The sequence below is a fragment of the Actinoplanes cyaneus genome (genome assembly GCF_016862095.1).
Classification (GTDB): Bacteria; Actinomycetota; Actinomycetes; order Mycobacteriales; family Micromonosporaceae; genus Actinoplanes; species Actinoplanes cyaneus.
Map to the genome: position 1 here is coordinate 83,914 of NZ_BOMH01000059.1, position 19,892 is coordinate 103,805.

At 71.1% G+C, this 19,892-nt stretch carries 20 protein-coding genes; 17 read left to right on the top strand and 3 right to left on the bottom strand.

The window, feature by feature from the left end; translation table 11 throughout:
• Nucleotide 1: 1 nt before the first annotated feature.
• The 5 genes from Acy02nite_RS35590 (at nt 2) to Acy02nite_RS35610 (ending at nt 4,772) form a co-directional block, all read left to right on the top strand.
• Complete coding sequence (locus Acy02nite_RS35590; RefSeq protein WP_203751457.1) at nt 2-661, top strand: methionine ABC transporter permease; 660 nt, start codon at nt 2-4, stop codon at nt 659-661.
• A 47-nt stretch (nt 662-708) separates the two neighbouring features.
• Nucleotides 709-1,137 (top strand): hypothetical protein, encoded by a 429-nt coding sequence (locus tag Acy02nite_RS35595; protein ID WP_203751460.1) that lies wholly within the window; start codon nt 709-711, stop codon nt 1,135-1,137.
• A gap of 88 nt (nt 1,138-1,225) precedes the next feature.
• Nucleotides 1,226-2,239 carry a LacI family DNA-binding transcriptional regulator gene (locus Acy02nite_RS35600; protein ID WP_203751462.1) on the top strand — a complete coding sequence of 338 codons (1,014 nt, stop codon included), beginning with the start codon at nt 1,226-1,228 and terminating at the stop codon, nt 2,237-2,239.
• 118 nt (nt 2,240-2,357) lie between these two features.
• Complete coding sequence (locus Acy02nite_RS35605) at nt 2,358-2,849, top strand: hypothetical protein (protein WP_203751465.1); 492 nt, start codon at nt 2,358-2,360, stop codon at nt 2,847-2,849.
• A 135-nt stretch (nt 2,850-2,984) separates the two neighbouring features.
• Nucleotides 2,985-4,772 carry a Xaa-Pro dipeptidyl-peptidase gene (locus Acy02nite_RS35610; protein ID WP_203751468.1) on the top strand — a complete coding sequence of 596 codons (1,788 nt, stop codon included), beginning with the start codon at nt 2,985-2,987 and terminating at the stop codon, nt 4,770-4,772.
• Nucleotides 4,773-5,139: 367 nt separating this feature from the next.
• Here the strand turns inward: Acy02nite_RS35610 and Acy02nite_RS35615 are convergent, their stop codons facing one another.
• Nucleotides 5,140-6,309 (bottom strand): endonuclease, encoded by a 1,170-nt coding sequence (locus tag Acy02nite_RS35615; protein WP_203751480.1) that lies wholly within the window; start codon nt 6,307-6,309, stop codon nt 5,140-5,142.
• A gap of 195 nt (nt 6,310-6,504) precedes the next feature.
• Between Acy02nite_RS35615 and Acy02nite_RS35620 the strand changes: the two genes are divergently transcribed.
• Nucleotides 6,505-8,259 (top strand): hypothetical protein, encoded by a 1,755-nt coding sequence (locus Acy02nite_RS35620; protein ID WP_203751483.1) that lies wholly within the window; start codon nt 6,505-6,507, stop codon nt 8,257-8,259.
• Nucleotides 8,260-8,308: 49 nt separating this feature from the next.
• On the opposite strand, the gene Acy02nite_RS35625 is transcribed toward Acy02nite_RS35620, so the two are convergent.
• The gene (locus tag Acy02nite_RS35625) at nt 8,309-8,767 is read right to left on the bottom strand and encodes a sigma-70 family RNA polymerase sigma factor (RefSeq protein WP_203751486.1); all 459 of its coding nucleotides are present in this window, start codon (nt 8,765-8,767) and stop codon (nt 8,309-8,311) included.
• A 414-nt stretch (nt 8,768-9,181) separates the two neighbouring features.
• Between Acy02nite_RS35625 and Acy02nite_RS35630 the strand changes: the two genes are divergently transcribed.
• The 4 genes from Acy02nite_RS35630 to Acy02nite_RS35645 are packed head-to-tail and all read left to right on the top strand — an operon-like array spanning nt 9,182 to nt 11,726.
• Nucleotides 9,182-9,889, top strand: coding sequence for a GAF and ANTAR domain-containing protein (locus Acy02nite_RS35630; RefSeq protein WP_203751488.1), 708 nt, complete (start codon nt 9,182-9,184; stop codon nt 9,887-9,889).
• Between the two features lie 37 nt (nt 9,890-9,926).
• Nucleotides 9,927-10,694 carry a GAF and ANTAR domain-containing protein gene (locus tag Acy02nite_RS35635; RefSeq protein ID WP_203751490.1) on the top strand — a complete coding sequence of 256 codons (768 nt, stop codon included), beginning with the start codon at nt 9,927-9,929 and terminating at the stop codon, nt 10,692-10,694.
• A gap of 30 nt (nt 10,695-10,724) precedes the next feature.
• A complete protein-coding gene (locus Acy02nite_RS35640) occupies nt 10,725-11,456 on the top strand; it encodes a GAF and ANTAR domain-containing protein (protein ID WP_203751492.1) in 732 nt (243 codons plus the stop codon).
• A gap of 45 nt (nt 11,457-11,501) precedes the next feature.
• Entirely contained in the window at nt 11,502-11,726 is a 225-nt protein-coding gene (locus Acy02nite_RS35645) for a hypothetical protein (protein WP_203751493.1), read from the top strand.
• A gap of 72 nt (nt 11,727-11,798) precedes the next feature.
• Here Acy02nite_RS35645 and Acy02nite_RS35650 read toward each other — a convergent pair whose 3' ends face one another.
• Entirely contained in the window at nt 11,799-12,191 is a 393-nt protein-coding gene (locus Acy02nite_RS35650; protein ID WP_203751495.1) for a YkvA family protein, read from the bottom strand.
• 98 nt (nt 12,192-12,289) lie between these two features.
• On the opposite strand from Acy02nite_RS35650, the gene Acy02nite_RS35655 reads away from it, so the two are divergent.
• The 7 genes from Acy02nite_RS35655 to Acy02nite_RS35685 all read left to right on the top strand — a co-directional run bounded on the left by Acy02nite_RS35655 (nt 12,290) and on the right by Acy02nite_RS35685 (nt 19,444).
• The gene (locus Acy02nite_RS35655; RefSeq protein WP_203751497.1) at nt 12,290-13,561 is read left to right on the top strand and encodes a cytochrome P450; all 1,272 of its coding nucleotides are present in this window, start codon (nt 12,290-12,292) and stop codon (nt 13,559-13,561) included.
• A gap of 192 nt (nt 13,562-13,753) precedes the next feature.
• Nucleotides 13,754-14,221 (top strand): group II truncated hemoglobin, encoded by a 468-nt coding sequence (locus tag Acy02nite_RS35660; RefSeq protein ID WP_203751500.1) that lies wholly within the window; start codon nt 13,754-13,756, stop codon nt 14,219-14,221.
• Between the two features lie 156 nt (nt 14,222-14,377).
• On the top strand, nt 14,378-15,121 hold the full coding sequence (locus Acy02nite_RS35665) for a DedA family protein (RefSeq protein WP_203751503.1): 744 nt from the start codon (nt 14,378-14,380) through the stop codon (nt 15,119-15,121).
• Nucleotides 15,122-15,257: 136 nt separating this feature from the next.
• Nucleotides 15,258-17,150 (top strand): bifunctional copper resistance protein CopD/cytochrome c oxidase assembly protein, encoded by a 1,893-nt coding sequence (locus Acy02nite_RS35670; RefSeq protein ID WP_239175487.1) that lies wholly within the window; start codon nt 15,258-15,260, stop codon nt 17,148-17,150.
• 52 nt (nt 17,151-17,202) lie between these two features.
• Nucleotides 17,203-17,730, top strand: coding sequence for a copper chaperone PCu(A)C (locus Acy02nite_RS35675; RefSeq protein WP_203751509.1), 528 nt, complete (start codon nt 17,203-17,205; stop codon nt 17,728-17,730).
• Nucleotides 17,731-17,732: 2 nt separating this feature from the next.
• The gene (locus tag Acy02nite_RS35680) at nt 17,733-18,896 is read left to right on the top strand and encodes a Dyp-type peroxidase (protein ID WP_203751616.1); all 1,164 of its coding nucleotides are present in this window, start codon (nt 17,733-17,735) and stop codon (nt 18,894-18,896) included.
• Nucleotides 18,809-19,444, top strand: coding sequence for a copper resistance CopC family protein (locus Acy02nite_RS35685; protein WP_203751512.1), 636 nt, complete (start codon nt 18,809-18,811; stop codon nt 19,442-19,444). Before Acy02nite_RS35680 ends, Acy02nite_RS35685 begins: the two co-directional genes overlap by 88 nt.
• Nucleotides 19,445-19,892 lie beyond the last annotated feature (448 nt).

A 19,892-nucleotide genomic window follows, 5' to 3' on the forward strand; every position in this document is an offset into this window, starting at 1 on the left:
CGTGGACGAGTTCCTCAGCAACCTGCCGATCTTCCGCGAGGCGATCGGGACCACGTTCTACATCGTCGGCATCTCGGTCGTCCTCGGCGGACTGCTCGGCCTGCTCCTGGGCCTGGTGCTCTACGCCACCCGGCCGGGCAACCTGCTCTCCAACCGGCCGGTGTTCATCGTCGTGAACATCCTGGTCAACATCGTCCGGCCGATCCCGTTCGTCATCTTCCTCCTGGCGCTGCAACCGGTCATGCTGGCCACGATCGGGACGACCATCGGCGCGGACGCGGTCACGTTCGGCTTGACTCTCGGGGCGGCGTTCGCGGTCAGCCGGATCATCGAACAGACCCTGATCGCTGTCGATCCGGGGGTCATCGAGGCGGCCCGGGCGGCCGGCGCGCGCCCGTTGAGCATCCTGTTCACCGTGGTACTGCCGGAGGCGCTCGGCCCGGTCATCCTCGGCTACACGTTCATCTTCGTGGCCGTGGTGGACATGTCCGCGCAGGCCGGCCTGGTCGGCGGCGGTGGGCTCGGCGACTTCGCGGTCACCTATGGTTCCCAGCGCTACAACTGGACGGTCGTCTACATCACGGTCGCCACGATCATCGTGATCGTCCAGGCCGGGCAGTTCCTCGGTAACTTCCTCGCTCGCCGCGCCCTCCGGCGGTAGTTCCCACCATCCTCGGCGCTCCCCGGAATCAGCACACGTTGATATGCATGAAAGTGCCGATTCCGGGGTACGCCGCGCGCGTGAACGGTGAGAGCGGGAACGGACGCACGGGCCGCGCGGCGCGGTGGCTGCTGGGCAAGGTGTGGGCGGTGTGCGTGGTGGCCGCCGCCTTCGCCGCAAGCGATCGCTTCGGATGGCCGCCGGTGGCGCGCACGGCGGCCGGGATCCTCGGCGCCCTGGCGGTGGCCGCGGCCGTCGCCTGGCTGCCCCGGTGGAGCACGGAGCGCCCGACCGGCGTGCCCGGCCTCGACACCGTGCTGCGGGCTGTCGTCTGGTCGGCCCTGGTCCTGGGAGTCGTCGTTCTCCTGGCCGTGACTCCGGCCCTCGGGGCGGCGGCGGGGGCTCTGCTCCTCACCGCGGTCTGGCGAACGTTGCCGCGTTCCCGCCGTCAGGCGCCGGATGCCGTGGTGAGGTAGGTTCTTTTCGGCGCACGCTGCGGTGATGCGGCGGTGGCGGGCCGGGATGACATACTGGGGCCCTCGCCGACCGCGCACCCGGAGTGACATGCCCGCCGATGATCCGGCCGTCCGGCTGCCGACCCTGAGCCAGGTCGCGGCGCTGGCCGGTGTCAGCCTGAAAACCGCCTCCCGGGCGCTCAACAGTGAGCCCAACGTCGCCGAGGAGACCGGCCAGCGGGTCCGAGCCGCCGCCGAGCAGCTCGGTTACCGCCTCAACGGCCTGGCCCGCGAGCTCCGGCGCGGCGGCACGTCCGCCATGGTCGGCTTGATCAGCGGCGACCTGGCGAATCCTTTCTACTCCGCGGTCGCGAGCGGTGCCGAGCGGGAGCTGCGCCGGCACGGGCTGCTGCTGGTGACCGCCAACAACGACGAGAACGTCAGCCAGGAGCGGAACCTGGTCGACGTCTTCCTGGAACGCCGGGTCCGCGCGCTCCTGATCGTGCCCAGCGGCGGCGGTCAGGAATACCTGGCCCGCGACGACATCGGCGGTGTGCCGGTGGTGTTCCTGGACCGTCCGCCGCAGGGCCTCGCCGCGGACAGTGTCCTGATCGACAACGAGGGCGGCGCCCGCGCGGCCGCCGAGCACCTGCTCGCCGGTGGTCACCGCCGGATCGCGCTGGTCGCCGACCTGGCCCGGACGGCGTCGCAGCGCGCTCGCATCGACGGCTTCGCCGCCGCGATGCGCCGGGCCGGCAACCCGGACTGGGACCGATACCTGCGCACCGACATCCACGACGCGGCCACCGCGGAGCGCACGATAAGCGCACTGCTCGACCTGGACGAGCCACCGACGGCAATTTTCACCACCAACAACCGGCTCACCACCGGAGCTCTGCGGATCCTCGCCCGCCGATCCCGGCCGCCGGCGCTGGTCGGTTTCGACGACTTCGAGCTGGCCGACGTGGTCGGCACCACGGTGGTCGCCCACGACATGGTCGCCCTCGGCCGCGAGGCGGCGCGGTTGGCGTTCGCCCGGATCAGCGGTCACTCCGGCCCGCCCGAGACCGTGGTGATCCCTGCCTCGCTGATCCCTCGTGGTTCCGGCGAGATCGCCCCCTGACAGACGGATTCCCGCAGCCCCGGACGCCGATCCTGACCGGATCGGACTGGTGTGAAGATTGCGTGCAGAACGGCGGACGCGACGCCCCGCGGTACATCGCAGGCCATAGGTTTCCCCCATGGACCACGCTCGCGCCCCGAAAGCCGCTGTCGCCGCCGCGGTGATCATCCTTGTCGACGCGGTTGTCGCCCTGCTCACGGCCATTGCCGCAGTTCTGCCGACGTTCGCCTTCTTCATGGACGGGCAACCCGGGTCCTTCCGGTTCCGGATCGCCGTCGCCACCCTCGCCGTCATGGCGCTTCTGGCCCTGGTGTGCCCGGCCGCCGCCGTCCTGGTCGGCGCGGTCCGCACGAGACGCGCCTACCTCACAGGCGCCGCGGTGACGACCGTCGTGGCACTCGCCGCTGCCGCGCAGGCGCCGCTGCAACGCGGATGGGACAGTCCGGTGCCGCTGATCGTGACGGTAATTGTCTTCACCGCCAACATCCTCGGATTGTTCCTGGTGATCGGCTGCCTGCGACCGGACACCGTCCCCCCGCCGGCGTGGCGAGAGGACAATCAAGATCTCGTTTCCCGTACGGCCGGAGAACCTCCGCCCAGCCTCAGGTGACCGGTCCGTCACGCCGCCGGTCTGTCACGCCGCCGGTCCGTCACGCCGCCCGTCCGCGAGGCCGCCCGTCCTCCCGATCCATGCCCGCCGTTCCGTGTATCGCGCTGAATAGATGAACGGCGATATGGTGACGCGATGCGACTTGCCGCATCGATTGCTGTGATTGCCGTCCTACTCACGCCGTCGGCCGCCGCGTCCGCGCAGCCGGCGGCCACACCACCGGGAACCCAGCCGACCTACGACTACACGCAGGCCATCCGCGAGCAGGTCTGGGTGCAGACCGGCGTGGACAGCGACTTCGACGGGCAGCCCGACCGGGTCGCCGTGCGGATCATCCGCCCGGCGGCGAGCAAGAAAGTTCCTGTCATCTTCCAGGCGAGTCCGTATTACGCCGGGCTCAACGACGTACCCAATCATGACGACATCGACCGGAGCGGCGCCGCCGGCCTCGCGAAAGGCTCCGCCGCCGACCGGGCGGAAAGCATCACCTTCGCCGGCTACCTGGACAACTACTTCGTGCCGCGTGGATACGCGGTGGTTTTCGCCGACAGTCTCGGCGCCGGCGGTTCGACCGGTTGCCCGACCTCCGGCGGCCGCAACGAGACGCTCGGGATGAAGGCCGTCGTCGACTGGCTGAACGGGCGCGCGAAGGCCTTCGACGCCGGCGGCAACCGCGTACGCGCGGACTGGTCGACCGGGCGCACCGGGATGATCGGCGTCTCCTACAACGGCACGCTGCCGAACGCCGTGGCGTCGACCGGCGTCGAGGGCCTGGAGACGATCGTCCCCATCGCCGGCATCTCCAGCTGGTACGACTACTACCGCGCCAACGGCGGGGTGGTGGCGCCGGGCGGCTTCCAGGGCGAGGATCTGGACGTACTGGCGAGAGCCGTGCTCACCAGGGCGAATCCGGAAGTCTGCGCGGGCGTGATGGACGCCATCGAACGCGCGCAGGATCGCGAGACCGGCGACTACAGCGCGTTCTGGGCCGAGCGCGACTACACCCGTGACGTGAACAAGGTGCGCGCCAGCGTGTTCCTGGTGCACGGCCTGCACGACGAGAACGTCCGTACCCTTCAAGCAGGTCAGTGGTGGGACGGGCTGGCCGCGCGGCACGTCCCGCGCAAGATCTGGTTGCACCAGGCCGCGCACACCGACCCGTTCAACATCCGCCGGGACGTGTGGCTGTCGACGCTGAACAAGTGGTTCGACTACTGGTTGTACCGGATCGACACCGGCATCATGCGCGAGCCGATGGCCGACGTCGAAGTGGCGCCGAACCAGTGGCGCACGGCGTCCACCTGGCCGGTCCCGTCGACCCGCCCGGTGTCGCTACGCCTCGGCCCGGGCACCCGGGAGACCTTCGTCGACAATCCGGCGCGGACCGCCGAGGAGCTGACCGCGACTCCGGAGACGACTGACCCGAACCGCCTCGTCTATCAGTTCCGGCCGCTCACCAGAGAGACCCGCATCTCCGGTACGCCGGAGATCACCGTCCGCGCGGATGTCAACGGTGCTTCGCCGTACCTGACGGCGCTCCTGGTCGACTACGGTCCGGCCGAGCGCTTCGCGGGCGTGCGGACGCTCACCGAGCAGGACTGCGTCGGTCCCGGCATCGAGGGCGACCCGGGATGCTTCAACCGGCGTGAGTACATGACCGCCACGACCCCGTACGAGATCGTCACCCGTGGCTGGCTCGACGTCCGTAACCGCACGTCACCTTCGCGGACGACCCCGGTGGTACCCGGCCGTCCGTACACGTTCACGTGGACCTTGCAGAGCACCGACCACGTCTTCGCACCCGGCCACCGGATCGGCGTGGTGATTGTTTCCACCGAACGCGACCACACCCTCCGCTACCCGGCCGGCACCGTCGTCGGCATCCAACCGGCTCTCTCCACCCTGAAGGTCCGCCTGGGCTGACCGATTCGCCGTGGGCAGGTCGCTCGCTTGCGATCGCACGATCCGCAAGCAGCGGCCTGCCCGTCCCTGCCCAGCGGTCCGCCGGGCAGGGGGCAGGCGCCGGCCCCGCTGAGCCGGGGCGAGCACCGGGGAAGAAATCACCGGGACGGGCGTAACTGAGGCAAGGGTCAGCGGGCGCGGACGGCGGACATACGCGCGCCCGGAATCGCCGCGGCGTGACTCCGCGCCCGCAACCACGGCGTCGATTACGCGCGCCCGGAATCACGTCCGCGGGTACGCGCGCCCGGCACCATGCCGACGGTGCCGGGCGCGCGGGAACTCCATGGCCGTACCGGAGGAAAGGTTCTGACCGGAACCAGGAATCCCGTCAGAAGATGGACGAGACCCACTCCGGGTGGTCGATGAACGGGTTGCGGTTGTGCTGGTAGGTCGCGTAGATGACCTGGTTCCGGTTCTTCTCGAAGGCGTCCGGCGGGTCCTGGGCGCTCCACTGCTTGAGGACCGAGAGCTTCCCGATGTACGGGTTGGCGCCGTTGCTGACCGAGTTGTTGACCTCGAGGTCCGGCCAGGAGTCGCCGCCCTCGTAGCGCACCGCCATGTAGAAGATCATGCGGGCGACGTCGCCCTTGACCGCGTTGCGCGGCTCCCACGAGTCGGCGTCGGTGTAGTTGCCCGGAGCACCGGTGGCCGCGCTGCCGCCGGTGTCGAAGTCCTTGTTGTTGCGCAGCGCGTTGACCGCCACGTCCTCGGGCCGCAGGTGGTGCAGGTCGGTGCCGGGGCCGGTGGCGGTGCCGAAGTCGCCGTGGGACTTGGCCCAGACGTGCTCGCGGTTCCAGTCGCCGGAGTCGCCGCCGTTGAGGGTCTTGGCGCGGCTGACGCCGGAGTAGATCAGGATCACGTTGGCGGAGTTCGCCGGATCCTGGTCGGTGACCTTCAACGCGTTCCAGACGGCGTCGTAGGAAATCTTCGTCACCCCGGTGGAGATGATCGTGTGCAGGGCGGCCTTGAGCGCGGCTCCGGACTTGCCGGAGGCGGCTGCGTAGTAGGCGTCGGTGCCGCTGGAGGCGGTCGGCGTGACGGTGGCGGTCGCGGTCGGGCTGGTGGTCGGCGAGGCGCCGAGCGCCATCGCGGTCGGCGACTTGAGGCCGGCGTGCGAGAAGTAGGCGGTCAGCGTTCCGGTGACGGTCACCTGCTTGCCGATCAGCGACGGGTTGCTGAGCAGGCCGAACGATGCCCGGTACGAGGCCGTGATCTGGACGTACAGCATCTTGGTGGTGCTGGTTTCCGACTTGCTGTCGGCGATCGCCAGGGCGGTGTCGCCGGTGAAGTCGCTGAACCGGACGGTGCTGGTCGCCGTCGGCTCGCCGACGACGTAGCCGGCGACGGTGCCGGACGACCCGGTCTGGCTGCTGATCGCCTGGGCGACGGTGAGCGTGGTGGCGGCCGCGGCGGGGGCCGAGGCGAGCGTGAACAGGAGCGCGAGGAGGCCGAGGAGGGCGGGGAAGGAGAACGCGAACACGCGTTTCGGTACGGGCACGGGGCTGCTCCGTTCGCCAAGGTTGTATAGACAGCTATATAAGTCTCAGTGATCTGATCACCCCGGCATCCATACCGAACAGGTCATACGGAAACGTTCGTTCGTCGTTCACCTCCCCGTGCCGCCCTCCTGCCTGCCGGGCGTGACCGGCCGGTGGATAACCTCGGGTGGCGAGCGCGAAGGGGACGGATCGGCGTGGGCATCGAGGAAGACCTGGCACTGCTGCGCGCGTTCGAGCCGGTCGCCAAGTTCACCGAAGGCGAATGGTTCTACCCGGTCTCCGTGCAGCGGTACGTCGACCGGGCGAGCCTGTGGCGGGTCGAGCCCGGCAGCAGCCCCGCCCAGGTGGTGCCGCCGGGCGGCTTGACCGTGGAGACGCTGGCCAAGGTCGGTGGCGCCGAGCAGGGCCTGAACTACTCGCTCTCCGGCATCGGCGGCACGGAGAAGCACCTCGCGCACATCCCACTGCGGGAGCGCCCGCCACACCTGGCCCGCGCCAGCCGCCTCGCCTCGGTCGGCCTGACCGCGCGCCTGGTCGACGCGATGAACCGGTTCTCACTGCTGTTCCGCGGCAGCGTGCCCGGTGGCAGCGCGGCCCGCTCCTTCCTGCTCCAGCGGGACCACCTGCGCCCCGAGCAGCCCACCTACTACGGGCGGGTGCTGCGCGACGACCCGTGGATCGTCTGCCAGTACTGGATGTTCTATTCCTTCAACAACTGGCGCTCGGCGTTCGGCGGCGTCAACGAGCACGAGGCGGACTGGGAACAGGTCACTGTCTATCTCGACGGCACCGGTGTGACCGGGCCGGACGGCCTGCCGCCCGCGCGGTGGGTGGTCTTCTCCGCCCACGACGAGACCGGCGACGATCTCCGCCGGCGGTGGGACGATCCCGACCTGACCGTCCACGGCGGTCGCCATCCGGTGGTTTTCGTCGGCGCCGGCTCACACTCCGGCGCTTACCTTCCGGGCGACTATCTGATCACGGTACGGCCGCCGAAGCTTCGCGGACTGGTCGGCGCGCTCCGGGGCTCGGCCCGACTGGTGGCCCCGTGGTCGGCGGAGGACCGGCAGACCCTCGGCATCCCGTACGTCGACTATGCCCGCGGCGACGGCCGCATGATCGGTCCCGGACAGGGCGAGAACTGGAACCCGGTCCTGATCGGCGACGACACCCCGTGGGTGCGCGACTTCCGGGGGCTCTGGGGCCGGGACACCCGGGACCGGCTCGGCGGCGAACGTGGACCGGCCGGCCCCCGCTACAGCCGCAACGGCACCGTCCGGCAGGCCTGGGCCGACCCGGTCGGCTGGGCCGGGCTGGCCAAGGTTGTTCCCAACCCGCAGGCGGAGCGGCAGCTCATCGAGATCCGCACCCGGCAGAACAGCGACCGGCTGGCCGCCCTCGACCGGGAGATCGGCACTCTGCGCCACGACCTCGCGGTCGCCGCGGCCGGCCTGCCCGTCGCCGGGCCCGAGGTCCGCGGTCTGCTCGCCGAGGAGCAGCGCCTGCGCGGCCTGCGGATGGAACGCACCCGCCTCGCCGATGAACAACAACGGGCAGCCACGGCGGAGCCGCTCGCCCACGACCCGCACGCGCACCTGCTGCACCGGCGGCTCCCGATGCAACCGCAGGCCGGGCTGCTCGGCCGGGCCCGGTCGTGGTGGGCGGTACTGAGCACCCCGCTGATCCTGCTGGCGCTCGGTGCGGTGGTGAACCCGCGCGGTGTCGCCGGGTCAGAGACCGCCCTGGTCATGCTGCTGGTGCTGCTCACCGTCGAGGGTGCGGTGCGCGGGAAGTTCCTGGCGGTGCTGCTGCGGCTGCTGTTGTGCTGCGTGGCGATCGGGATTTTGGTGGTGCTCTGGCTCGACGGCCGCTACGTGGTGACTTCCATCTTCTTCCTGGCCGCGATCCTGGTGCTGCTCGTCAACATCAGAGAGGCCTGGCGCCGTTAGGCGGTGTTTCGTAGTGACGGCGATCTCGCGGGGGAGACCCGGCCGGGGGTCAGCACCGTCCCAGATCGAGCTTCGTCAGCGGCTCCAGCGGTCGGCCCAGCAGCGAGGTCAGCTCCAGCAGGGCCCGCAGATGTTGGGCGTCGACGGCGTCACCGATCGCCGGCTCCGGTGCGGAGGATGCCGACGCCGGGCACGGCTGCTCTTCCGCGCTGCGCCGCTCGGCGATGCGGTTGATCCACCCGACGACATCCGTGCCGGAACCGATGTGGCAGCCCGCGAGCCACCACACCTCGACGTATGTGGCCGCGAAGACCGCCGCCGCGCATTGCGGGTCCTGGAGCTCTTCGTCGATCGTGGCGCGCACCGCAGCGCGGGTGTGATCGAAGAGCGTCACGAAGGCGTCCCGGTCTCCGCGCGAGATCGGGTCCATCAGCGACCTGAGATGGTCGTCGACGCATGCCGCCCGGCATTCGGCACAGTCGGTAAGGGCCGGCGGTGACTGCTGCACGACTGGTCCACGGGGAGAGGGGGGCATCAGGGCTCCAAGATTGATCGACAGAGCGGGGTCGCCGAGGTGTGGAGCGACAGACGGTCATTGGACACGTGACTGGTCCTTGCAGGGTAGACCACTCGACCGAAGAGGAAAGCCGTCCGGGCGAGTGACAGATTCAGCGGACGCGGACGCCGGACCAGGTGATGTGCACGATGAGCACGCCCGTCGGATCCGGCACGTCGCGTCGTGCGGATGCAGAAGGCAGTGGGTCCGGGCGACCGGGCCGCCGGTAAGGTCGGACTGTCAGTCCCTACTTTCCCGGATCCTTGCGGAGCCTTCGGCGTGGAGGTGCAGCCGTGTTACTTGGTGAGCAGCGGTTTTCCGGCAACAGGTCGCGGTGTCGGCGAGGCATGACGCCGGGTGACCGCCATGGATGATCGCCTTGCGATGATCCGCGACTCGATCCAGGCCGTGCCGTCCTCGCCGGGCACCGGGCTGCTGCACCGGGTGGTCGCCGCTGCCACCGGCGCGCTGGCCGCGTCGGGCGCCGGGGTCAGCGTGATGACCGAGTCGGGGGAGCGGGGGGTGTACGCCGCGTCGGATCCGCTGACCGAGCGTATGGAGGAGATGCAGTTCGTTCTCGGTGAGGGGCCTTGCTGGGACGCGTTCACCCTGCGGCGGCCGGTGCTGGTGCCCGATCTCGACGGCGAATCGCCCGACCGCTGGCCGATGTACCGTCCGGCCGCCTGGGACAGCGGCATCCGGGCGGTTTTCTCGTTCCCGCTGCAGATGGGCGCCATGCGCTTGGGCGTGCTCGACGTGTTCCGCCGGCGGACCGGTTCGCTGGCCGGTGAGGAATTGGCCACCGCGCTCGCTTTCGCCGAGGTGACCATGACGGCGTTGCTGGACCAGCACGAGGAAGCCGGGACGGGCGCCGCCGACGGCCTCCTCGACGCGGGGGAGCACCGCGCCGAGGTGTTCCAGGCACAAGGCATGGTCATGGTGCAGCTGGGGGTGCCGATCGCTGAGGCGATGGTCAGGATGAGGGCGTACGCGTTTGCGCACGGCCGCCGCCTCGACGAGGTGGCCCGCGACGTGGTCGCCCGCCGGCTCGACTTCGGGCGCGATCGTTCATGACCATGCACGTGACCGCCGGGCAGGCCGGGAGGCAGGCATGATTACCGCATCGGTGCAGCAGCTGGCGAAGATCTTCGTCGAGATCGCCGACACGCTGGTCGACGAGTTCGACGTGCTCGACTACATGCACATGATCACTGAACGGGTCGCCGGGCTCACCGGGGCGCCGGCGGTCGGCATGCTGCTGGCCGATCAGAGCGGCCGGTTGGAGTTCGTCGCCGGCACGGACGAGAACGTCACTCTGGTGGAGCTCTTCGTGGTGCAGAACGGGGAGGGCCCCTGCCTGGACGCGTTCCGGACGGGCGAACCTGTCGTGAACGCCGACCTCGGCGTCGCCGCTGCCCGCTGGCCGCGATTCGCACAGCTCGCCGCCGAGGCCGGCTATCGGTCGGTGCACGCTTTCCCGATGCGGCTGCGCCGGCAGGTGATCGGAGCGCTGAACGTTTTCGGCGCCAACCCCGGCAGCGACTTCGGCGACGACGACACCGCGCTCCTGCAGGCCCTGGCCGATGCGGCCACGATCGGTCTGCTGCAGGAGCGCGCCGTCGCCCGCGGCGACCTGCTCTCCGAACAGCTCCAGAGCGCTTTGAACAGCCGGGTCATCATCGAGCAGGCCAAAGGGGCGGTGGCGCAGGCGCACGGGATCGGTGTCGACGACGCGTTCAAGGCCATTCGCGACTACGCCCGCCGGAACAACCGCAAGCTGACCGAGGTCGCCAACGGCATCATCACCGACCCGCGCCTGCGGCAGCGGGTCCTCGCGTCGCGGTCGCCGCACCAGGAAGCCGCCCATGATCGACCGTGACCACGCGGGGAATGCCGGAGACCGCCAGCCATGACCACCGTTTCTGCCGAGCGCCTCGCGTCGATCTTCCGCGAGGTCGCCGGCACCCTCGTCGACGACTTCGACCTGGTGGACTTCCTGCACACGCTCACCGACCGGGCCACGAACCTGGTCGGGGCCGCCGCCACCGGGCTGCTCATGGCGGACCCGCGGGGCCTGCTGCGGTACATGGCCGCCTCCGACGAGAACGCGAAGCTGCTGGAGTTGTTACAGCTGCAGAACGACGAGGGCCCCGGCCTGGACGCGTTCACCACCGGGCGGCCCGTCGTCAATGTCGACCTCGGGACCGCCGCCGGACGCTGGCCCCGCTTCGCGCCACGGGCCGCCTCGGCCGGCTATCGGTCTGCGCATGCCTTCCCACTCCAGGTGCGCCGGCAGGTGATCGGCGTGATGAACGTCTTCGGCGCCACCGGAAGCGGCGATTTCGCCGCGGCGGACGTGTCGGTCATGCAGGCCCTCACCGACGTCGCCGCCATCGGCCTGCTGCAGGCACGCACCATCCGCCAGAGCGAGGTCCTGACCGAACAGCTGCAGAGCGCGCTCCACAGCCGGATCGTCATCGAACAATCCAAAGGTGCTGTCGCCCAGGCCTGCGGCGTCACGGTCGGCGAGGCGTTCACCGCGATCCGCCGCTACGCCCGGGAGCAGAACCGCAAACTGACCGACGTCGCCTACGCCATCACGACCGAACCCGGCCTGGCCGCAAGAATCATCACCCGGTGACCGCCGGCCGAGCGGCCGGTCCCGTTCCCGGATAGGTTCGACGGCATGGCCAGCACAGTGCTCCGCGTCCGCCTCATCGGCGGCGACCGGATGGACATCACCTACGAGCGGCCGGACGTCTCCGGCGAGGACGAATTGATCGAGCATGTGATCGCGACGTTGTCGGAGGACGCCGGAGCGCTGCACGGCAAGCACGGCGACCGGCTCGTCGTGCTGTACGGCCGGGGCGTCGCCGCGATCGAGGTCGCGCCCCGCGGCGCCGTGCTGTAACGCGATCCGCCACTCGTCGACGGGCCTATGCCGAGGCGTGGAGCCATGCAGCCGTACGGGGCTGCACTGTGGTCATCCGAGGCCGGTGAGACGGGTCAGCGCGGCGAAACCGTCGTCGGTGCCGGGCCAGTGCCGGCGGACGGCGTCGAGGCCGGCACGCCGGACCGTGGACCGCAGGACGACGGTGACGATGATGGCGTCGTCGGCGTAACCGAGGACCGGGATGAAGTCCGGGATCAGGTCGAACGGGATCGCGAGATAGGCGAGGAGCAGCCCGAGCCGGATCCGCACGCCGCGTGGCAGGGTGCCGTCCGCGGCCAGTCGGCGCAGGAGCCGGATCAGGTCGGGCAGCAGGCGCAGCGCTTCCCGCAGCCGCACCTTGTCCGGTTTGACCAGCAGCAACGCGAGGACCAGAGCCGCCCACGCCGCCAGCAGCGCCACGCCGATGCTGACGACCCATCTCATGCTGACCATTCTTGCCCAGCGGGCCCGATTCCTCAGCGGTGCGGCACGCTCGGATGACGGCGGCGTTTTCTCCGGCGCAGCCGGGGCATACCGGCCCCATGCCTCTACTGGATGACAGCTTGGGCCTGGCCGCGCAGGGCTACTCCTGGTTCCCCGGAAGGTGGCGGCGCTCCGCGAACCCGGATGTGCTGCACACCCGGCTGATGGGCAAACGCGCGGTGGGACTGCGCGGCCCGGCGGCGGTGAATTTCTTCTACGACGAGGACCACGTGCGGCGGCACGGGGCGATCCCGGAACCGGTGCAGGGGACGCTGTTCGGGCACGGGGCGATCCACACGCTCGACGGCATCGATCACCGTAACCGCAAGATGATGTTCGTGTCGGTGCTCAAGGACGCCCGTCAGGTCGGGCAGCTCGCCGAGCGGGTCGGCCGGGCGTGGGACGACGCGGTCCCGGAGTGGGCCGGGCAGCCGTCGATCGTGCTCTTCGACGAATCCGCGCGGGTCATCACGAAAGCCGTCTGCGAGTGGGCCGGAGTCCCGGTCACCGACGTGGCCGGGACCGCGGCGGACCTCACCGCGCTGGTCGACGGGTTCGCGACGGCCGGGCGGCGGCACTGGCGGGCGCGGAAGGCGCGCGGGCGTCTCGAGCGGTGGCTGACCGGCCTGATCGAGCAGGCCCGCCGGAGCCCGGACGACTCGGTGCTGAGCCAGGTGGCCTCGCTGACCGAGACCGACGGGCGGCGCCTGGAGCCGAAGCGCGCCGCGGTGGAACTTCTCAACATCATCCGGCCGACCGTTGCCGTGTCGTGGTTCGTGACGTTCGCCGGGCATGCCCTGCACCGGTGGCCCGAGGTGCGCGACCGGCTGCGCGACGGGGACCTGGCGTACGCGGTCGCGTTCGCCCACGAGCTGCGGCGCTTCTATCCGTTCGCGCCGTTCGTGGGCGGTGTCGCGGTGCAGGAGAGTTTCTTCCAGGACGAGCGGATCCCGAAGGGCGCGATGGTGCTGCTCGACATCTACGGGCAGAACCACGACGAGCGGCTGTGGCCGGAACCGTATCGCTTCGACCCGGACCGGTTCCTCGGCCGTGAACCGGGGCGGGACGAGCTGATCGCGCAGGGTGGCGGCGACCCGCGGGCCGGGCACCGGTGCCCGGGCGAGGACGTCACCCTCGCGATCCTGGCCACGCTCGCGGTGCGCCTGGCGCGCCTGGACTTCACCGTACCGGAGCAGGATCTGACGATCTCCCTGCGGCGCATCCCGGCGCTGCCGCGCAGCCGGATGATGCTGGCGGTCTCCGGCGCTCAGGAGGTGAGCGGCCGTGCGACAGCGGAGGTCGCGGCGGCCGACGGCGAGCCGATCGGATGACGCTGGCGGTCTCCGGCACTCAGGAGGTGAGCGGCCGTGCGACAGCGGAGGTCGCGGCGGCCGACGGCGAGCCGATCGGATGACGTGACGGCGGGCGGGCCGCGATCGTAACGACGGCAGCGGCCCGCGCCGCGGCGTGCCCGCCGCCAATTGATTACATGCTTACACCGTTGCATCCTCTATGGTAGACGCATGACGGATGTACCCACCCTGTACCAATGGGCCGGCGGCGCCGAGGCATTCGAGCGGCTGACCGAGCGGTTCTACCAGAAAGTTCTCGCCGACGACGTCGTCGGCCCGCTGTTCGCGCACATGGACGCGGACCATCCGCGCTACGTGGCGATGTGGCTCGCCGAGGTCTTCGGCGGCCCGGCCCGCTACAGCACCGAGCGTGGCGGCTACGCCCACATGCTGAGCCACCACCTGGGACGCGCGATCACCGAACCGCAGCGCCGCCGCTGGATCGATCTGCTGGCCGACGCCGCGGACGAGGTCGGACTGCCGGACGACCCGGAGTTCCGGGCCGCGTTCATGGGCTACCTCGAGTGGGGCACGCGCCTGGCCCGAGCGAACTCGCAGCCCGGAGCCACCCCGCCCGCCGAGGCACCGGTGCCGCACTGGGGCTGGGGAGTGGCGCCGCCGTACACCCCCGGCTCCTGACAGCCCTGAACCGTCAACCTCGCGGCATTCCGCCGAAACCCGCGGGTCGCCTTCCCATGGTGGTGTTGCCCCTACCCGGATCGGCGGGTCTGCACCATCGCAGCGGTGCCTCCCTCCTCCGTAGCGTCGGTGACATCGGATCGAGGGAGGACCTGGATGTTGCACCACCTGATGCCACTGATCAGCTCGCCGTGGCTCTACGTGGTCGTCTTCCTGGCCGTCGCGATCGACGGATTCTTCCCGGTGATGCCGTCCGAGACCCTCGTGATCGGCCTGTTCGCCTTCTCCGCGACCGGCGCACCGAACGTCGTCGCGCTGCTCGCCACGATCGCCGCCGGGGGCATCGCAGGCGATCAGATCTCCTACCGGATCGGGCGCCGGGCGGGCCGCCTGACCGGCCGCCGGGTCGCCGAGGCACGCGAGAAGGGCGAGAAGGCGCTTCAGCGGTACGGCGGGACGGCCATCCTGGTGGGGCGATTCATCCCGTACGGGCGGACCGCGACGACTGTCACCGCGGGTTCGATGACGTTCCCGGCGGGCAGGTTCCGGCTGTTCAGTGCGATCGCCGCCGTTGCATGGGCGGTCTACGCACTAGGTCTCGGCCGGGTCGGTGGCGCCACCTTCACCCGGCACCCGTTGCTCGGCGCCGCGTTCGGCGTGGCGCTCGGCATGATCATCGCCGCGGTCTGCGCCCTGATCGAGAAGCGCCGCTCCCGGACCGTCCCCGACCAGCGCTCCCGGACCGTTCCTGATCGGCGCCGTAGGGAGACCCCCACCGTTCCTGACCAGCGTGCCGGCCGACACGTCAGGGACCCCCGCCGCCACCCTCCGCCTGCGCCGTGTACCCAGGCCGCGCGCCGTATCGCCGCCGCCACCGACGTCAACGACCTGCCTGGCTGACCGTGCTCGATCCCGGGGCGGCCGGCCGAGATGTGGATCATCCAGGGAACCAAACGGCGGGACGGACCGACTGACGGGCGTGCGAGTAGTGCGGACAGCGCCCATAGCAGCAGCCATCGCCGTCCTCATCGGGGCGTTGAAGTTCGGCGGAGCGGTCGACGACAGTGTCCTGCCCGGAATCCCCAGCCCGGGCGCGACCACCGCATGGGGCCTTCCCGCCGTCACCCTGCTGGCGAACCTGCTGGGCGTGCTCACCGTCGGGCTCACCGTCACCGCCGCGTTCCTGCTGCCGGGGGACGGGGCCAGCGTCGCGGCCCGGGGGTGGTGGCTCCTGCGGCGCACGACCTGGCTGGCGCTGGCCTGGGCTCTCACCTCGGCGACCCTGATCGTCTTCACCGTCTCCGACGTCCTGGCCGTCCCGATCGGGCAGCTCAGCCGGCCGGCCGTGGTCAGTTTCGCGTCCGACATCTCGCAGGGGCAGGCGCTGCTGCTGCAGACCGGGCTGGCGCTCACCGTCGCCGTGCTGAGCCGGGCCGGTACGTCGCGCGGCCTGGCCGCGGTGGCCGCCGTCATCGCGATGGTCGCCGTCCTGCCGCCCGCGTTCACCGGGCACGCGGCCGGCGCCGGTGATCACCAGCTCGCCGTCACCAGCCTGGCCGTCCATGTTCTCGCCGCCGCGCTGTGGGTCGGCGGGCTGGCCGGTCTGCTGCTGGTCCGGCGGCACCGGCGGTTCGCGGACACGGCGGGACGCTACAGCCGGCTCGCGCTGGGCTGTTTCATGGCCACGGCGATCAGCGGCGTTGCCAGTGCCGTCGTCCGCCTCGGGGACTGGGGTGCTCTGGGGAACTCACGTTACGGCGTACTGGTGCTCCTGAAGGTTCTTGCCCTGGTGGTCGTCGGCGTGATCGGAGCCGTTCACCGTCGCCGGGCGTTGTGGGCGGAAAGCTTCGTGCGGCTGGCCATGGGCGAGCTCGTGGTGCTCGGCGCCGCGATCGGTCTGGCCGTCGGGCTGTCGCGCACCGCGGCCCCGGCCGGCGAGGAAGACGCCCCGGACCCCCTCGTCGAGCTGCTCGGTTTCAGCCCGCCGCCGGCCCCCACCGCCGTACGGATGGTCGGTGATTTTCTTCCGGACTTCTTCTTCGTCGCCGCGGTGGTCGCCGGCATCGGCGTCTACCTGGCGGGGGTCCGACGGATGCGGCGCGCCGGTCACGACTGGCCGCCGAGCCGCACGGTGTCGTGGATCGCCGGCCTTCTCGTCCTCGGCGCATTCACCCTGCTGGGCGTCGCCAAGTACGCGTACGTGCTGTTCAGCGTGCACATGGTCCAGCACATGGTGCTGTCGATGGTGGTGCCGATCCTGCTCGTCGGCGGTGCCCCGGTCACCCTCGCCCTGCGGACCCTGCACCGGCCCGCGGACCCGCAGGTGCGCGGCGCCCGCGAGTGGCTGCTGCTGATCCTGCACAGCCGCGTGGTCCGGCTGCTTGCTCACCCGCTCGTGGCGCTCGGCATCTACGTGGTCAGCCTGTACGGCCTCTACCTGGGGGACCTGCTGGCCACGCTCATGCGGTACCACCTGGGACACCTGGCGATGCTGGTGCACTTCGTGCTCGCCGGGTACCTGCTGTTCTGGGTGCTGATCGGCGTGGATCCGGGCCGGCGGCGGGTCCACCCGGCGATGCTGACCGTCGTGCATTTCCTGGCGATGGCGGCGCACGCGTTCTTCGGGTTCGTGCTGCTGCAGTCGACGACGGTGATCGCCGCGGGCTGGTACACGTCGGTGCACCCGGTCTGGGCGTCGTCGCTGCTGGCCGATCAGCGGCTCGGCGCCGGGCTGGCGTGGGCGTTCGGCGAGCTCCCGGCCGTGGTGATCATGCTGCTGCTGGTGCGCCGGTGGATCCGGTCCGACGAGCGGGAACAGGCTCGGCTGGACCGTGCCGCGGACCGGGCCGAGGCGTCCGGCGACGAGGACGACCTCGCCAGGTACAACGCGTTTCTGGCCGAGGCGTCCGCCCGTACCGGAAAATCCTGAAAATCCTGGTTTGAGCGGGAACCGAACGCGCGCGGATCGCGACCTGTAGAGCATGCGAAAGTTCCTCATCGTGGCGGCAGCGCTCGCCCTAGGCCTGACCGGTTGCGGCACCAACGAGGCGGCCCCGGCGGCTCCCGGGGCCCCGGCCCCCAAAGCCCCGGCGACGACCCTGACGATCAAGGACCCCTGGGTGAAGGCCGCCGACGCCGGCACCATGACCGCCGCGTTCGGCGTGCTGGTCAACGACACCGGCGCCGCCGTCACGGTCACCGCGGCCGAGTCTCCGGCGTCGCCGATGGAGCTCCACGAGATGACCATGAAGGACGGCAAGATGGTCATGCAGCCGAAGGAGGGCGGCTTCGTGATCCCGGCGAAGGGCACCCATGAGCTGTCACCCGGCGGCGACCACCTGATGCTGATGAAGCCGGCGCAGGACATCAAGGCCGGTGACCAGGTCACCTTCGCACTGAAACTGTCCGACGGCACGACGGTGGATTTCACCGCCATCGCCAAGCCGTTCGTCGGAGCGGGGGAAAGCTACGCCCCGGACATGATGATGCCGTCCGCGGGGCAGTCGTGACCATTCTCAGCAGGCGGCGCCTCCTCACCGGAGGCGCCGTCGCGGGGCTCGGCGCGGTCGCCGGTGCCGGGGCGGTCGCCGCCGGAGCCGAGCCGGCGACGCTTCCCGGTGCCGGCACCGCCGACGTCGGCACGGCGACTGTCGCGTTCCACGGCCCGCGCCAGGCCGGCGTCGCCGAGGACCCGCCCGCGCACGCCGCTTTCGCCGCGTTCACCCTGGCGCCGGGCACCGACCGGGCCGCCCTGGCCCGGATGCTGCGCCTGCTCACCGACGACGCCGCCCGGCTCACCCAGGGGGTCCCGGCGCTCGGCGACACCGACGCGCCGCTGGCCGCGCTGCCCGCCCGGCTGACGGTGACGGCCGGGTTCGGGCCCGGGCTCTACGCGGCGGCGGGCCTGCCCAGCCCGGTCGCCGACCTGCCCGCGTTCACCATCGACCGGCTGGAGAAGCGCTGGTCCGGCGGTGACCTGCTGCTCCAGATCTGCGCCGACGACCCGCTGACGGTCGCGCACACCCAGCGGATGCTGATCAAGGACGCGCGGCCCTTCGCCGCGGTCCGCTGGGTCCAGCAGGGGTTCCGCCGCAGCCCGGGCGTCCAGGCGAGCGACCACACCCAGCGCAACGTGCTGGGCCAGCTCGACGGCACCGCCAACCCGCGCGGCTCCCTGATCGACACCGCGGTGTGGAACCCGGACGGCTCGACCACCCTGGTCGTCCGCCGGATCCGTGCCGAGATCGAGAAGTGGGACATCCTCTCGGTGACCGACAAGGAGAACGCGGTCGGCCGCCGGATGATGTCCGGCGCCCCGCTGAGCGGCGCCGCCGAGCACGACGAACCGGACTTCACCACGCTGGACGCCTCCGGGCTGCCGGCGATGCCGGACTTCGCGCACGTCACCCGGGCGCACGTCACCGATCCCGCGCTGAAGATCCTGCGGCGGCCGTACAACTACGACGCCGCACCGGACGCGGCCGGAAACCCCGACGCGGGCCTGATCTTCGCGTCCTACCAGCGGGACATCGCCCGGCAGTACGTCCCCATCCAGCAACGCCTAGCCGACAAGGACCTGCTGAACGAATGGATCACCCCGATCGGCTCCGCCGTCTTCGCCGTCCCGCCCGGCTGCGCCCCCGGCGGCTGGATCGGCGAGCAGTTGCTGTCCTGACCGGCCTGCTGCTGGCCGTCCTCGTCCCGGCCTCGCCGGCCCGGGCACACACCCAGCTGCTCGGCGCCGACCCGGCCAAGGACGCGGTGCTGACCAGCGCACCGGCCACGGTGACGCTGCGCTTCAGCGAGCGGCTCAACCCGGACTTCACCACGATCGTCGTCAGCGACACCGCGCGACAACCGGTCCCGGCCGCGCGACCGGCCGTCGACGGGGGAGCGGGCACGATCACTCTCGGCCGGGCGCTGGGCAACGGCGGCTACACGGTCGCCTACCGGGTCGTGTCGACGGACGGGCACACGGTGCAGGGGTCGTACACGTTCACCGTCGCCGACCCGGCGCTGCCCGCCGCCGTGCCGCCCGCCTCGGCCGGGCCCGCCGCGGTACCGCCCGCCTCGGCCGGGCCCGCTGCGGTGCCCGCCGCTGACGGCACCGGCCCGGGCGGCCTGATCCTGAAGATTCTTTTCGCCGCCGGCTTGCTGGTGGTCATCGCCGCCGTCGTCCGGTACGCCCGGCGAGCCAAGCTCCCGAAGGAGAGCCCTCGGTGAGACCGGCCGGTCAGCGCGGGCCGGCGGCCTTGACGCGACGGACGACCGGCGACGTGTCGGCGTGCGAGATGCCGTCGAGGGAGCCGACGCCCGCCGCCAGGTAGTCGTAGAGCTGTTCGGGGCCGACAACGCGCTGTACCTGCTCGTCGACGCGGACTCCGGGTGGCGGGCGCTGGTGCCCGGGCTGTGCGTGGTGGGCGTCGGGGTGGGGCTGAGCACCCCCGTGCTGGCGTCCGCGGTCCTCGGCGTGGTGCCGGCCGCACGGATCGGGATGGCGAACGGGGCAGCCAACACGTTCCGGCAGCTCGGCTACGCGCTGGCGCTGCCGGTCCTGGCCGTCCTGCTCACCGGCCGGGTGCGGGACGTGTCGGCTGCGGGCGGGGCGGCGGCCGACGCGTACGCGCAGGGCCTCGATCGGATCTTCCTGGTCAGCGCGGTGCTCGCCGTC